The organism is Acinetobacter sp. A3 (assembly GCF_012371415.1).
Classification (GTDB): Bacteria; Pseudomonadota; Gammaproteobacteria; order Pseudomonadales; family Moraxellaceae; genus Acinetobacter.
The window spans coordinates 16,170-29,741 of record NZ_JAAZQW010000018.1 but is presented as its reverse complement, the minus strand read 5'-3'; the positions used below and the strand labels follow the sequence as shown (position 1 = coordinate 29,741).

Annotated in this window: 13 protein-coding genes; 4 read left to right on the top strand and 9 right to left on the bottom strand. The window is 43.2% G+C overall.

The genetic code is table 11. The annotated features are described in order from the left end of the window. Positions 1-214: 214 nt before the first annotated feature. Together purU and HHA42_RS07670 are read right to left on the bottom strand one after the other, a co-directional pair. Positions 215-1,081, bottom strand: a complete 867-nt coding sequence (purU, locus tag HHA42_RS07675) for a formyltetrahydrofolate deformylase (RefSeq protein WP_168418525.1) — start codon at positions 1,079-1,081, stop codon at positions 215-217. A gap of 91 nt (positions 1,082-1,172) precedes the next feature. Beyond that, positions 1,173-1,874, bottom strand: a complete 702-nt coding sequence (locus tag HHA42_RS07670) for a TetR/AcrR family transcriptional regulator (RefSeq protein WP_168418524.1) — start codon at positions 1,872-1,874, stop codon at positions 1,173-1,175. Positions 1,875-1,990: 116 nt separating this feature from the next. On the opposite strand from HHA42_RS07670, the gene HHA42_RS07665 reads away from it, so the two are divergent. From HHA42_RS07665 to HHA42_RS07650, 4 genes are all read left to right on the top strand, one after another. After that, positions 1,991-3,439 (top strand): coniferyl aldehyde dehydrogenase, encoded by a 1,449-nt coding sequence (locus HHA42_RS07665; RefSeq protein WP_168418523.1) that lies wholly within the window; start codon positions 1,991-1,993, stop codon positions 3,437-3,439. Positions 3,440-3,602: 163 nt separating this feature from the next. Beyond that, positions 3,603-3,839: a 50S ribosomal protein L28 gene (rpmB, locus tag HHA42_RS07660; protein WP_004976147.1), complete on the top strand. Its 237-nt coding sequence runs from the start codon at positions 3,603-3,605 to the stop codon at positions 3,837-3,839. Between the two features lie 16 nt (positions 3,840-3,855). Beyond that, entirely contained in the window at positions 3,856-4,011 is a 156-nt protein-coding gene (rpmG, locus tag HHA42_RS07655) for a 50S ribosomal protein L33 (RefSeq protein ID WP_003654787.1), read from the top strand. Between the two features lie 146 nt (positions 4,012-4,157). Continuing rightward, on the top strand, positions 4,158-5,873 hold the full coding sequence (locus HHA42_RS07650; protein WP_168418522.1) for a cation:proton antiporter: 1,716 nt from the start codon (positions 4,158-4,160) through the stop codon (positions 5,871-5,873). A gap of 128 nt (positions 5,874-6,001) precedes the next feature. On the opposite strand, the gene HHA42_RS07645 is transcribed toward HHA42_RS07650, so the two are convergent. The 7 genes from HHA42_RS07645 to HHA42_RS07615 form a co-directional block, all read right to left on the bottom strand. Further along, a complete protein-coding gene (locus tag HHA42_RS07645; RefSeq protein WP_004976142.1) occupies positions 6,002-6,280 on the bottom strand; it encodes a hypothetical protein in 279 nt (92 codons plus the stop codon). A 103-nt stretch (positions 6,281-6,383) separates the two neighbouring features. Beyond that, a complete protein-coding gene (locus tag HHA42_RS07640; protein WP_096901716.1) occupies positions 6,384-6,887 on the bottom strand; it encodes a DUF6586 family protein in 504 nt (167 codons plus the stop codon). 176 nt (positions 6,888-7,063) lie between these two features. Next, positions 7,064-7,318 carry an RNA-binding protein gene (locus HHA42_RS07635; protein WP_168418521.1) on the bottom strand — a complete coding sequence of 85 codons (255 nt, stop codon included), beginning with the start codon at positions 7,316-7,318 and terminating at the stop codon, positions 7,064-7,066. A 79-nt stretch (positions 7,319-7,397) separates the two neighbouring features. Then, on the bottom strand, positions 7,398-9,386 hold the full coding sequence (locus tag HHA42_RS07630; protein WP_168418520.1) for an ATP-dependent helicase: 1,989 nt from the start codon (positions 9,384-9,386) through the stop codon (positions 7,398-7,400). A gap of 148 nt (positions 9,387-9,534) precedes the next feature. Continuing rightward, positions 9,535-10,290, bottom strand: a complete 756-nt coding sequence (locus HHA42_RS07625; protein ID WP_168418519.1) for a hypothetical protein — start codon at positions 10,288-10,290, stop codon at positions 9,535-9,537. 95 nt (positions 10,291-10,385) lie between these two features. After that, on the bottom strand, positions 10,386-13,025 hold the full coding sequence (gene topA / locus HHA42_RS07620; protein WP_168418518.1) for a type I DNA topoisomerase: 2,640 nt from the start codon (positions 13,023-13,025) through the stop codon (positions 10,386-10,388). 34 nt (positions 13,026-13,059) lie between these two features. Further along, complete coding sequence (locus HHA42_RS07615; RefSeq protein WP_168418517.1) at positions 13,060-13,509, bottom strand: ammonium transporter; 450 nt, start codon at positions 13,507-13,509, stop codon at positions 13,060-13,062. Positions 13,510-13,572: the final 63 nt, after the last annotated feature.

The window sequence follows — 13,572 nt, the reverse complement described above, 5'->3', positions numbered from 1 at the left end:
ACGATCAAACTGATCGGTTAGCACAATTAAAGTAACGCAATAATAAATGAGAAGTGTTTTCATTTGCAACTATTTTTTAATAACACATGTGAACAATCACACATTATGCTTATTAATACACAATTAAAATAAATGTTATAACATTACAATTATAGTATAAAAAAACATGCCTAGACGGCATGTTTTTTGTTCAATCTTGAGATGGCTTTACACCCTATTGAAATACAACAGTTTTGTTGCCATCTACAATAATACGGTCTTCTAAATGCCATTTGACTGCACGAGCCAGTACATTACGTTCAACGTCCTGCCCCAATTCGCGCAACTGATCTACCGTAAAGTCATGGTTTACACGCTCTACATCTTGCTCAATAATCGGGCCTTGGTCTAGGTCTGCAGTCACGTAGTGTGCCGTTGCACCAATCAACTTCACGCCTTTTTCATAGGCTTGTTTGTACGGGTTTGCTCCCACAAAGGCCGGCAAGAAAGAGTGGTGAATATTGATCACTTTCATTTCCCACTTAGACACAAACTCTTCATCCAGAATTTGCATATAACGCGCCAATACCAGCAAATCATTGCCTTGCATCAATTCATCAATTTGAGCATAAGCTTCACGTTTATTTTCTTTATTTACAGGTACCACTTCAAATGGGATACCAAAATTTTCTACCGCTTCACGCAATGTGTCATGGTTCGACACTACTTTGGTAATTTCACACGGTAAACCGCCACGTGAATGACGCCATAACAACTCAAGCAAAGCATGATCGACTTTAGACACCAAAATGCCGACTTTTTTCACATCGCTGACTAAGGCCAAACGCCACTGCATGTCATAGCGTTCTGCCACGTTAGATGCAAACGTTTGCAATAAGCTTTCTTTACGGCTTTGCAAATGATCCAGCTCAAACTCAACCCGCATGAAATAACGCCCGCCCTGTGCTTCTGTTGCGTATTGATCAAGCGCAGTAATGTTAGCTCCCTGATGATACAAAAAGCTTGATACAGCCTGCACAATACCCGGTTTATCTTCACAGGTAATCAGTAAACGTGCAGTATTCGCAGTCGTCATATTCATGTTGTTTTAAGTCACTACTTGGTTAAATTGAAAAACAAGCCGAGTATTCTAACGCGTTTCTCAGACATTCTAAATAGCCATTCACAGCCGCTTAGTCGGCTTGGGTATTTTTACTGGATGATAAACTTGCAAACAGTTCAGATGAACCCAATGTTTCCAATAATCGCTCATAAGTCGCACGGCTTTCACCACGTAAATATGCCCCCTCAAGGAACAACATTTGACGCAAAGCCTGCCATACCCATTTTTCTTCTAAATGATTGGAATCGGTAATGTGACCCGACATATATAAGAAGTTGGTCCAGTTGGTCAGCACAATCCAGATATTAATAATTAAGGCTTCAATTTCCGACTCGGTCATTTGCATGAGTCCTGCATCCACAAAGGCCTGATAAATTTTCTGCCCCTGCTGCATGACCTGCCCTGCAAAACGCGGATACATTTTGCGGAAATCTTCATTGGTTTCGACCAAGTGATAGACATCACGATGCAAAAAACGATAGGCCCATAACTGACTACTGAGTACCTGAAAATAACGAATTTTATCGTTGGCATCCAACCCACGGCTTTCAGGTAAGGCCAACATTTCTAAAGTTTCCTGCTGGTATTGCTCCATCAACTCTTTAATAATTTCGTTCTTATTGCGGAAATGGTAATACAAATTCCCTGGGCTCATGCCCAATTCAGCCGCAATATGATTGGTTGTAACTGAACGCTCACCACGCTCGTTAAACAATTGCAAACTCAATTGCAAAATACGTTCTTTGGTTTTCAACGTTTTGGTTTGTGACATCCTAAAAACAACCATTCTTTAAAATTTGGGGGAGCAAAAACATAAAGTCACTTGACTGTTTAGAGTAAATACTCTAAAAACTAACTTATATTGCTTTTATTGAATGGTAACATGCCATGAACAGTCAAACAAAAACAACTTCAATGACCCCTCATTCACCCGATTTACAACGTCTGGATGATATTTTGGCATTGCAGAAATATGCGTATCAACGTCATCCTGTCCCAAGTGCCAAAGAACGCATTGAGCGTTTAGCTCGCTTAAAACGTGTCATTGTGAAATATCAAGACCAATTTGCTGAAGCGATTAATCGTGACTATGGCAACCGTGCCATTGCAGAAACTAAAATTGGCGAGCTGCTGACTTGTTTAGAACATATCAAATACTACAGTAAAAACCTAAGCAATTGGATGAAACCGTCTAAACGTCAAGTCGGAATCATTCACCAACCTGCAAAAGCATGGGTACAGTATCAGCCTTTAGGGGTGATTGGCATTATTGCACCATGGAATTATCCATTATTACTGTCTTTAGGCCCACTCATTTGTGCTTTGGCTGCAGGTAACAATGCCATGATCAAAATTTCCAGTGCCTCGACCCATTTTGGTCGGGTATTGGAAAATGCCTTGAGTGAAGCGTTCCCACAAGAACTGGTGGCAGTGATTAATGGCGGTGGTAATCTTTCTGACGCCTTCAGCCATTTACCTTTTGACAAAATGATTTTCACAGGCTCTACCGAAGTCGGTAAAACGGTAATGGCTGCAGCATCCAAAAACTTAGTTCCTGTCATTTTAGAACTTGGTGGAAAATCACCTGTTTTGGTTCACCCTTCTAGCGACATGGCCGATGTTGCTCAACGTCTTGCCGTAGGTAAACTTTGGAACGCAGGTCAAACCTGCGTTGCGCCTGACTATATGTTCCTGCCTAAAGGTAAAACTGCCGAATTTATGGAACATTTTGAACGCTATGTGACGGAAATGTATCCACACATTCGTGACAATCAGGACTATACCGCCATTATTAATGACAAACAGTACCGCCGTTTGCAAGGTTATTTGGAAGATGCCCGTGAACGCGGTGCCAATATTATTGAAATTAATCCGCAAAGTGAAAATGTCGCTGCAACCCGCAAAATGGCGCCTACCGTACTGACCAATGTCAGCCCAGACATGCAAATTATGCAAAACGAAATCTTCGGGCCAGTGCTACCTATCTTAGAATATGATCAAATTGATGATGTAATCGAGTTTATTAATAGCCGACCGCGTCCTCTTGCTTTATACTATTTCGACTTTGATCAGGCGCGTGCCGACTATGTCGCACAGCGAACCCATTCAGGGCATTTCGGAATCAATACTGTATTGACCCACGTTGCACAAGATGACCTACCGTTTGGCGGTGTTGGCGCATCAGGGATGGGGAAATATCACGGTCCTGAAGGTTTTTTCAGCTTATCACATGAACGGTCGGTAATGTCTAATCCGAAGCTATATAGCTTGAAGTTCATTCTTCCCCCATTTGATAAGCCGATTCATCGATTGATTTCGAAGACGCTGCTTCGCTAACTGATCAAGGCATGAGCTATCAAACTAGCTCATGCTGTTTTTGAAGAAAATCGCTTGTCTTTTAAGCGTATTTTTGATATAAAACGCCCCTTGAATGAATTCATCCGTTTATTTTTGACTGGCCATACAGATTTGCTGTTGGCTAAATCAATGGAGTTACACCATGTCTAAGGTTTGCCAAGTTACCGGCAAGCGTCCAGTCGTTGGTAACAACGTCTCACACGCCAACAACAAAACTAAGCGCCGGTTCGAGCCGAACCTGCACAACCACCGTTTCTGGTTAGAAAGCGAAAAACGTTTCGTACGTCTTCGTTTAACCACTAAAGGTATGCGTATTATCGACAAATTGGGCATTGAAAAGGTTGTTGCTGACCTACGTGCTCAAGGTCAAAAGATCTAAGTAAGGAGTCAAGACAATGCGTGATAAGATTCGCTTAGTGTCTACAGCGGGTACTGGTTATTTCTACACCACTACTAAAAACAAACGTACTATGCCGGAAAAAATGGAAATCAAAAAATTTGATCCAAAAATCCGTCAACACGTGATTTTCAAAGAAGCTAAAATCAAATAATTTTGGCTTTTTAAAAAAACGACCTGAATTAGGTCGTTTTTTTTGCACTTTTTTTGCCCCACTTGTTAAAATTTCCTCGCATTTTTCTTTTGGCACTGTTTGTGCTTGTCTTCACATAAGGTTAACCATGGCTTCAGGAGTTTCTCGTGCCGCATGATGTAGAACTCATTATCTTACTTGCCGTTGGTTTTGGCTTGGCGCTGGTATTTGGTTATATCGCTGCTCGTTTACGCCTGCCGCCGCTCATGGGCTATTTAATTGCTGGGGTGATCATTAGCCCCAACACCCCCGGAATTGTTGCCGACATCCATTTAGCCAACCAACTGGCAGAACTTGGGGTAATGTTCCTCATGTTTGGCGTGGGCATGCACTTTTCCCTGAACGATCTCATGCAAGTCCGACGTATTGCCCTGCCTGGTGCAATACTACAAATTGCAGTGGCGACCTTATTGGGTGTGGGTGTGTCGATGATGTGGGGTTGGAGTTTTGGCTCTGCGCTCATCTTTGGCTTAAGCCTGTCCTGTGCCAGTACCGTTGTTTTGCTCAAAGCCTTAGGAGATCGCGGCTTACTTGACTCCGTTAACGGTAAAATTGCTGTGGGTTGGTTATTGGTTGAAGACTTAGTGATGGTCTTGGCCTTGGTACTGCTTCCCGCAACAGCCGTATTACTGGGTGGACAAGCCATTGAAGGTGCAAATGATGAAAATATCTGGCTAACTTTGGGGCTAACCTTACTTAAGGTCTCAGGCTTCATTGCCTTTATGCTCATTGTGGGCAAACGCCTTGTGCCCTTTATCATGCAAATTGTGGCGCGGTTGGGCTCTCGGGAACTGTTTACCCTAACTGTAGTTGCAGCAGCGGTATCAATTGCCTTTGGTGCCTATAAAGTCTTTGGCGTATCGATGGCGCTCGGTGCATTCTTTGCAGGTATGGTGGTGAAAGAGTCTGACTTTAGCCATCGTGCCGAAGAAGAAACTCTTCCACTACGTGAAATTTTCTCAATCCTGTTCTTTGTAGCCGTGGGCATGCTGTTTGACCCACGTATTTTAATTGAAGAACCGATACACGTACTGGCTGTGGTTGCCATTATTATGGTGGGTAAAACCATTGCAGCAATGGCGTTGGTGCTGTTCTTCCGCTACCCACTCAACACGGCCTTAACTGTAGGTGCAAGCTTAGCGCAAATTGGTGAGTTCTCCTTCATTTTGGCAACCTTAGGCGTATCGCTACAACTGTTGTCGCTGGAAGGCCAAAACCTGATTCTGGCAGGAGCACTCATTTCTATTACACTCAACTCTTTTGTTTTCTCTGCAATTGAACCCGTGCAAAACTGGATTCGGGAACGCTCTTACTTGGCACGTTTACTGGAACGTAGCAGCGACCCATTAGCGATGCTACCCGATGAAGTCTCACAGGACTATTTACGTGATCAGGTCGTGATTGTTGGACATGGTGAAGTCGGACGTCGTATTACCCAAAACCTCATGGCTGAAAATATTAAGGTCGTGATTGCCGAAGAAAACCGTGAAATTGTAGAAGATTTGCGTGCCAAAGGCATTGCTGCGGTCAGCGGAGTTGCGACAGAAGCAGGTGTGCTGATTCAGGCGCATATCCAGCATGCAAGACTGTTGGTGCTTTCGCCTATGGATATTCTGGACATTCATAAAATTGTGGATATTGCCAAAACCCTCAACCCTGAAATTCAGGTCTTGGTTTGTGCAGAAAGCAAAGCTGAAGCCGAAGTGATTCGTAAGGACAACATTGGTGAGGTGTATTTCGCCAAAGAAGAAATGGCGAAAAATATGAGTAATTATATTTTAAATCAAATTGAAATTGCGCATCATCAACCACCAACGCATTAAGCCAAGTTTGGACTTATGGCGATCTAAGCCAGATATAAAACAAACAAAAAGCGCACTTTAAACAGTGCGCTTTTTATATGAACGATTGCTTTCTCTGCTGATCTAGCAAGTTCACTAAAGCATACAGATCAACTCATAAATTTTGGCTGCTCATCCACAATTTCTGCATGCCACTCATTGACCTGTTTTTCCAACAAGCCAAATAATGCCGCCTGAATCATGTGCTGGGCAACAACAGCAGTCTGATCACCCAATAAGGCTTTGACTTCGTCATTGAACTGGATTTTCACTAACGGCTCTTTCTCTGAGCCTGCATTACGCAATGCCAACTCACCGCCTTCAAGCTGCACCAGCTCCAAAATAGCTTCCTGATTACCAAATAATTCTTTCAATTGCTCTATAGACATATATCCTCCATGCTCGACATGGCGGCAAAGGCGCTTGCACTTTGCATCGTTCAGAATATTTATATCGGGCTGATCAAAAATTTTTCAAGGGCTATTGGTCAGCTTAAAACTCCACCATCTCATTGCGAAAACCATCAATCAATTGGGTCAAATCTCGATGCCATTCGCGTAAAATTTTGGTGTCTGGCAACCATGCTTGCGGCGTTTGCGTGACTTTAATAATTAAATTAGATGATGTTTCATCTTCAGGTTCAGGCGCACTCGGTTCTGGTGTGTACTGACACAAGCGATACGCTCGCTTTAACTCTGCAATAAAGCCCGATTTACTCAGTTGCTGTAAAATAGCCACTTCAGGGGAAATCTGCCCTTTTGCGGCCATTAATTCTTCAATCGATTTAAGGGTCGGATTGCTGTCATTCAGGCGATAATAGCGTACCAATTCCTGCAAAAAAGCCAGTACTGCACCATGCAAATGAAATACCGCAGCTTCACGATGCGCCTGTGCTTGCTGAACGTGTTCGGTTTGTTCTGCCTGTTGGCACGAAAGGCGTGCGAAATATAATTTCTGATTGGTACGATCTGCATGAAAACGAGCAACACGAGACATGAGCCTTTCCTCAATTTAGCGGTCTAAGAGCTTTAGATTAAACCGATTTTTACACGATTCCCAATAAAAAATAGACTGTTTTTATACAACCTAAAATGCGCACCAATACAATACATACATCAGAATTTACATTAAAAAATACGCATAAAAAAGGAGCACTTTTTGCTCCCTTTGAACTATTTTGAGGCAGGCTTATCTTCCGCCACTTTGACTCGAATACCATGGCCATGCAGACGCAGTGTGTTCAAGCCTTTAATGGCTTTCACAGCTTCACGTGCATGCGGCATTTCTACAAATGCAAATCCTTTCGATTTTCCTGTTGCCGCATCCAGCACCAACGTACAAGATTCAACTGTGCCGTATTCCTGAAAAAGTTTTAATAACTCTTCTTCAGTAACCGTGCGCTCTAAATTACGAACTAAAATTTTCATCTTACAACCTTAAAATAGGCAAAAAACATCAAAAAGCACTCGCCTACTCTACTTTTTGCAGGAAACCATGTGACATAGTTTAATCGAGATCAATGCCAAAATCTAAATTAATCGCTTGACGTTCCACCAAAGCACTTTTAACTGTTTGCTGACGGGGACGGTGATGGGTTTCCGTGCTACACAACTGACGTGTCAAATCATTCAAGAAATAACTGTCTAGCTTGCGCCCCTGTTCGTCTACCGTGTCACGCGCCCACAAATTCAGATTTTGTTTGGTTAAAATCAGTTCATTTTGGGCACGGGTCAAAGCCACATACAACACGCGACGTTCTTCTTCAATATCATCAAAACTGCCTTGCGCCCGTGCGTGTGGATACTGCCCCGGTGTCACATTGGCCACATAGCACACTTTTTGTTCTGTACCCTTGGCAGAGTGAATCGTAATCAAAGTGACAACATCAGTATCTGACTGACGTTCAATTTCTGAAATAGATACAGGATCGAGTACGTACTCTTCTAAAAATTCACTTAACTGCGCATGCTTAGCCGCCAATTGTTGCACCAACTGAAAATCGCCCTGACGACGATTCCAGTCTTTTTTATAATTTTCTGCCAATTGTTCCTGAATAGCTTCAATCCCCAAACCGACACAAGCAGCAACTTCATGCCGTAAAACGTCCATCTGCTTCATAATCAGTAAAGTTTTTTCAGGCAATTTTCCAAACTTTTCCAACTTTTCAATAATTTTATCCATGCTCGGTTCAAGCAATAGTTGTTGGGCCAACTTACTTGCACCGACATCACCCACGCCATTCCATAAGGTCAGAAAACGCATCCATGCAATATCATCTAGAGGATTGGCAATGACCCGCAATAAACTGAGCAAGTCTTTCACATGCGCGGTTTCCAATAACTTCATGCCACCAATAAAACGATACGGCACACTTGCCGCAATACATGCTGCTTCAATATGCCGTGCGGCAAAACTGGAGCGTACCAACACCATGTGATCTGACCACGGTGCACCTTCCAAGAAATGTCGCTCTTTAATATCAATGGCGATCCATTTGGCTTCATCAAACTCATTTGGAAAAATATGTATTTTCGGCTTGATGCCATCACCACGATACGCTTGCAATCGTTTGTTATAGCGAATTTCACTTTGCTCCAGCAACCAGTTAGACAGGTCTAATATTTCCTGTGTGGAGCGATAATTTTGTTCCAGTTTAAAAATTTGAGCATTCGGCACACGTTCAGTGAAATGATGAATATTTTCAAAATCCGCACCACGGAAACCATAAATCGACTGCGCATCATCACCCACGCAAAACAGGTTGACCCGATCTTTTAAGGGTTCAAGCAATGCCCATTGCAAAGGATTGGTGTCCTGCATTTCATCGACCAGCAAGTGCTGACAAATGGATGCGACATAATCGACCAGACCTTCAGATTGTGCCAATGCAGAAGCCACCACAGCCAAAATATCGTCATAATCTAGAAAACCACGCGCACGTTTACGGCTTTCATATTCCTGCATGATCTCGGCAATTTGGTCTTTCATTGCCAAATATTCAGGCTGTTGTTTTTCTAATGCCACACTCAATTTTTGGCGGGTATTTCGTGCAAAAGAATATAAGTCACATAATTCTTGAGGCTTAGGCAACTGACTTGGGTTTTTCTTATCATCTTTGCCACGAATTAAACGGAACATCATTAACTGATCATCACGATCAATAATTGAAAACTGCTCTAAGCCAAATGCTTTAGGGATACGGCGCAGCAAATACATACAAAAAGTATGGAAAGTCGAAGCACGCAAGCCCTTAGCTTGCTCACCCAGTGCTAACTCAACCCGCGCCACAATTTCACAGGCTGCACGACGGGTAAAAGTCAAAATTTGAATCTGATTAGCAGGAATACCCTGATCAATTAAATACGCTGCACGTGCCACAATGGTTTTGGTTTTGCCACAGCCTGCCCCTGCCAAAACCAGACTATGTTGATGTGCTGTGGTGGCTGCTTGTTTTTGTTGGGGGTTCAATTCATCAATTAGGCTGGCTAAACTCATAGTGACTCATCGTGCTAGGTGGATGAATAGTTTAACAGATCGGTTTGAGAATAAGCCCACGAATATCAATAGCACATTTCATACACTCAGCATACTTTTGCACAGGCTGTATCGTGAGTTGTGGATAAGTACAGGTTTATCCTCAGGCTTATTTCCAGCCCAGTTCAATAGCGGTAATTTCGTTGATGCGTGTTTGCTCCAACGACTCAGGCATTTTACTTTTGCTTTGTGAAAGCGGGATATAGCCTGCCATTAACTCGGCTTGCTGCTGTGGATATAAAGGCTGTTGATTCGGTGCTGCATAGCCAATCGGGTAAATTGGCTGACCTGTTGCCAAGTCGTATTTGTCTGTTGCACCAAATGCATGTAGTAATTCATGCACCATCACCATGGTATTGCGCTGGCTGTGCGCATTGGAGGCGAATAAATTTACTGAGCCAATTTTGCCTTTTTGCAGTGCGGTGGAGTGTTTTAAAATTTGGGTTTGGCTTGGATCATAATAATTCAGATACAGCGTCACAGTTGCCGCACCATCACTCCCCTGTCTTTGCTGCCAAGCATAAAAACGAAACTTTAAACTCCAAAGAACAGTACTGAGTAAAGAGGCATCCGTCGGGACTTTAGGCGGCAACTGCTTAAGTTCACGGCCTAACTTAAAATACAGCGCAACTGGTTGGTCGCGATACTGCTGTGATGCTTGTTTAAGATAGTCTTGTGCTGTGTTTAAATTAGCAATATTTAAGCCATTGATATAATTTTGTGTGTTTGTCCGTCCATCGGCATTAATGGGGTGTAATAATACGATGATCGGCTTAGTCCAGTCTTGATTCTGATCACGCCATGCATTGACTGCAACAACCAGTAAAACCAGCAATAAGCATAAAATTCGGATTTTTTTCCACATAACACCAGCACGCCTGTTTTCTTCTTTTACTAATTAATTGTGTGTTCAATTGAATAAAAAATGCTGACCGAAGCCAGCATTTTTATTTTGGGTGATTAAGCCTCAACCCATTTACCGTCTTGGTAAACCAATGACCATTTGGTTTGTTTGCCTTCAGGCGTTTCTGAACCAATATATTGCGCTTGGTTTTTACGGCTAAATTTCACCAAAGTTGGATTACCTTCTGGGTCTGCATCGGGTGCTTGCAAAATAAATTGATATTTTGGATCAAGCTGTTCTGCTACCGTACGCAACTCAGCCACTTTCGGGGCACGGGTTTCACGCACTTTCGGGAACTTGCTAGCTGCCAAGAATAAACCTGCTGCACCATCACGTAGTACAAAAAAGTCATCGTGTTTGGTCGAGCGTAAATGCTCCATTTTAATTGGATCAACGCGCGGTGGCGCAGGTTGACCATTCTTGAGCACTTTACGCGTGTTTTCACAACTGGTGCAGGCAAAATAAGGGCCAAAACGACCTGTTTTCAGCTGCATTTCGCCATCACACTTGTCACAAGGAATGGTTGGACCATCATAGCCTTTAATTTTGAACTCGCCTTCTTCAAGCTCAAAACCTGAACAGTCTGGGTTATTCCCACAAATGTGCAGTTTACGACCGCCATCAATTACATAACTGTCCATGGCTGTTTCACAAATTGGACAGCGCTTTTTAGACATCAAATCTGCGGTTTCAGCGGCATCATCATCGGATAAGGCGGCAAGTGATTCTACAGGTGTCAGGTTCAGCGTTCCCTTACAACGCTCTTTCGGTGGCAAGTTATAGCCTGAGCAGCCTAAGAATACGCCTGTCGTACCTGTACGAATCTGCATTGGTCGTGAGCATTCTTTACAATGTACTGCATCGACCTCTACAGGCAAGTTACGGCGCATGCCTTGTTCGCCCTGTGCATTGGTTAAACGCTGTTTGAAATCGCCATAAAAACTGTTAAGCAAATCTTTCCAGTTACGTTCACCATCTGCAACTTTATCTAGCTGACCTTCAAGGTCTGCAGTAAAGTCATAGTTCATCAAGTTATTAAAGCTTTCATCCAAACGGTCGGTTACAATCTCGCCCATTTTTTCTGCAAATAAGCGACGATTTTCCAGTTTCACATAACCACGGTCTTGAATGGTCGAAATAATCGCAGCATAGGTCGATGGACGCCCAATGCCTTTTTTCTCAAGCTCTTTGACCAAAGAAGCTTCGGTAAAACGTGCAGGCGGTTTAGTAAAGTGTTGCGATGGATCAAGCTTTTCTAATTTAAGAATTTCACCCACTTTAACGGCTGGCAACAGCACATCATCATCAGATTTGTTTTGGCCACGCACTTTGGTAAAGCCATCAAAAACCAGTGTACGGCCTTTGGCTTTTAACTCTACGCCATTGGCATCGACTAAAATGGTAGATGACAAATATTCTGCAGGCGTCATTTGACAGGCAACGAACTGACGCCAAATTAGGTCATACAAACGCTGTGCATCACGCTCTACCCCCACCAAACTGTCACCTTTCAGCGCAACATTAGATGGACGAATTGCTTCGTGCGCTTCTTGTGCGCCTGCTTTATTGCCATAACGGTTAGGTTTTGCGGGTAAATATTTTTGACCAAACTCGGATTCAATATGTGTGCGTACCATATTTACGGCATCATCACTCAAGAACGTCGAGTCCGTACGCATATAGGTAATAAAACCTGCTTCATACAGACGCTGTGCCAACATCATGGTTTTCTTGACAGAAAAACCAAGACGGGTACTGGCTGCTTGTTGCAGCGTTGAGGTGATATACGGTGCGCTCGGATTAACTTTGGTTGGCTTATCTTCACGTGCAGATACGGTGTATTGCGCATCTTTAATCAAGTTCAGTAAAGCATCGGTTTCGGCTTTATTGCGTAACTTGAGGGTTTTACCCGCTTGCTTCACCGCTTCTAGGCGAATGTCATCTTTTGCAGATTTAGTATCCGCAAACACTTGCCAGTATTCTTCAGGGACGAAAGCACGAATTTCACGCTCACGTTCTACCACCAATTTAACCGCAACAGACTGCACACGCCCTGCCGATAAACCACGGGCAATTTTTTCCCATAACAGTGGTGAGATCATAAAGCCAACCACACGGTCTAAGAAACGACGTGCTTGTTGTGCATTGACTTTATTGGTATCTAAACGTGCAGGGTGCTTAAACGCTTCCTGAATGGCATTTTTGGTAATTTCGTTAAACACCACACGCTGATAACGTGAGTCATCGCCACCAATGACTTCTTTTAAATGCCATGCAATGGCTTCCCCTTCACGGTCCAAGTCCGTTGCGAGATAGACTTCATCGACCTGCGATGCCAGTTTTTTTAATTCCGCAACGACATTTTCCTTGCCTGGCAGCACTTCATAATGTGCTTTCCAGTCATGTTCAGGATCGACGCCCATACGGTTGACTAATGCTAATTGAGCTTTTTCAGCTTTCTGAGCCTCGGTCAGCTTGGTTCGGGTGGTGGTTTTCTTTTCTGTGGTTTTAGCACCGCCACTGGTTGGTAAATCACGCACGTGACCTACCGAAGACTTCACAATGTAGTCTGAACCAAGATATTTATTGATTGTTTTCGCTTTTGCAGGCGACTCCACAATCACTAAGGCACGTTTGTGACCAGCTTCAGATTTGGCTGCTGTGCTTTTGGATGTGGACCGAGGAGCGTTCGCCATAAGTAACCGTATTTCCTATTTAATGGTTTAAAAATTAATGTTCTGCCAAGCCATGTAAAAAGGCTTTCATTTCATCTAACTGAGTAGCACGAAGGTCGGCTTCTTCATCCCAATAGATTCCTACACAGTTTGCCTGCATATCAATAGCATAAATGCCCTTTAATGCAATGGGTAAGCCCTGAAATTTCTCATCGCCATGCAGCACATTAAGCTTTTGATCTGTCACTAAAGCACGCATCAATGGTAAACGAGCATCAGCGATTAAGACGCTATAATACGCCACCATACTGGCACGTGATTCCGTTGCTTTCGGGATTTTGGTCCAGTCGGGTGCAACCACCAAACGTGGGTGTAGTCCCATTTTTCGGGCTTTCTCGCGCATTAGTCCCAAAGCTTTTTCTCTTGGGCTTACCCGCAGACCAAAAATAGAGCCCATCACAAATACAATGACGGCAACGGCAACCCAAATTCCAGTATTTTCCATAGTACAACCTTTCTATTCTTATATTAGAGTTGCATAAGCACAATATAAAACGCAAGTACCGAC

Bases quoted from the DNA above. Each gene is read 5' to 3' on its own strand.
- HHA42_RS07645 (WP_004976142.1), bottom strand. From the start codon at position 6,280: ATGTCTATAGAGCAATTGAAAGAATTATTTGGTAATCAGGAAGCTATT.
- topA (WP_168418518.1), bottom strand. From the start codon at position 13,025: ATGGCGAACGCTCCTCGGTCCACATCCAAAAGCACAGCAGCCAAATCT.
- HHA42_RS07615 (WP_168418517.1), bottom strand. From the start codon at position 13,509: ATGGAAAATACTGGAATTTGGGTTGCCGTTGCCGTCATTGTATTTGTG.
- HHA42_RS07625 (WP_168418519.1), bottom strand. From the start codon at position 10,290: ATGTGGAAAAAAATCCGAATTTTATGCTTATTGCTGGTTTTACTGGTT.
- HHA42_RS07665 (WP_168418523.1), top strand. From the start codon at position 1,991: ATGAACAGTCAAACAAAAACAACTTCAATGACCCCTCATTCACCCGAT.
- purU (WP_168418525.1), bottom strand. From the start codon at position 1,081: ATGAATATGACGACTGCGAATACTGCACGTTTACTGATTACCTGTGAA.
- rpmG (WP_003654787.1), top strand. From the start codon at position 3,856: ATGCGTGATAAGATTCGCTTAGTGTCTACAGCGGGTACTGGTTATTTC.
- HHA42_RS07630 (WP_168418520.1), bottom strand. From the start codon at position 9,386: ATGAGTTTAGCCAGCCTAATTGATGAATTGAACCCCCAACAAAAACAA.
- HHA42_RS07670 (WP_168418524.1), bottom strand. From the start codon at position 1,874: ATGTCACAAACCAAAACGTTGAAAACCAAAGAACGTATTTTGCAATTG.
- HHA42_RS07640 (WP_096901716.1), bottom strand. From the start codon at position 6,887: ATGTCTCGTGTTGCTCGTTTTCATGCAGATCGTACCAATCAGAAATTA.
- rpmB (WP_004976147.1), top strand. From the start codon at position 3,603: ATGTCTAAGGTTTGCCAAGTTACCGGCAAGCGTCCAGTCGTTGGTAAC.
- HHA42_RS07635 (WP_168418521.1), bottom strand. From the start codon at position 7,318: ATGAAAATTTTAGTTCGTAATTTAGAGCGCACGGTTACTGAAGAAGAG.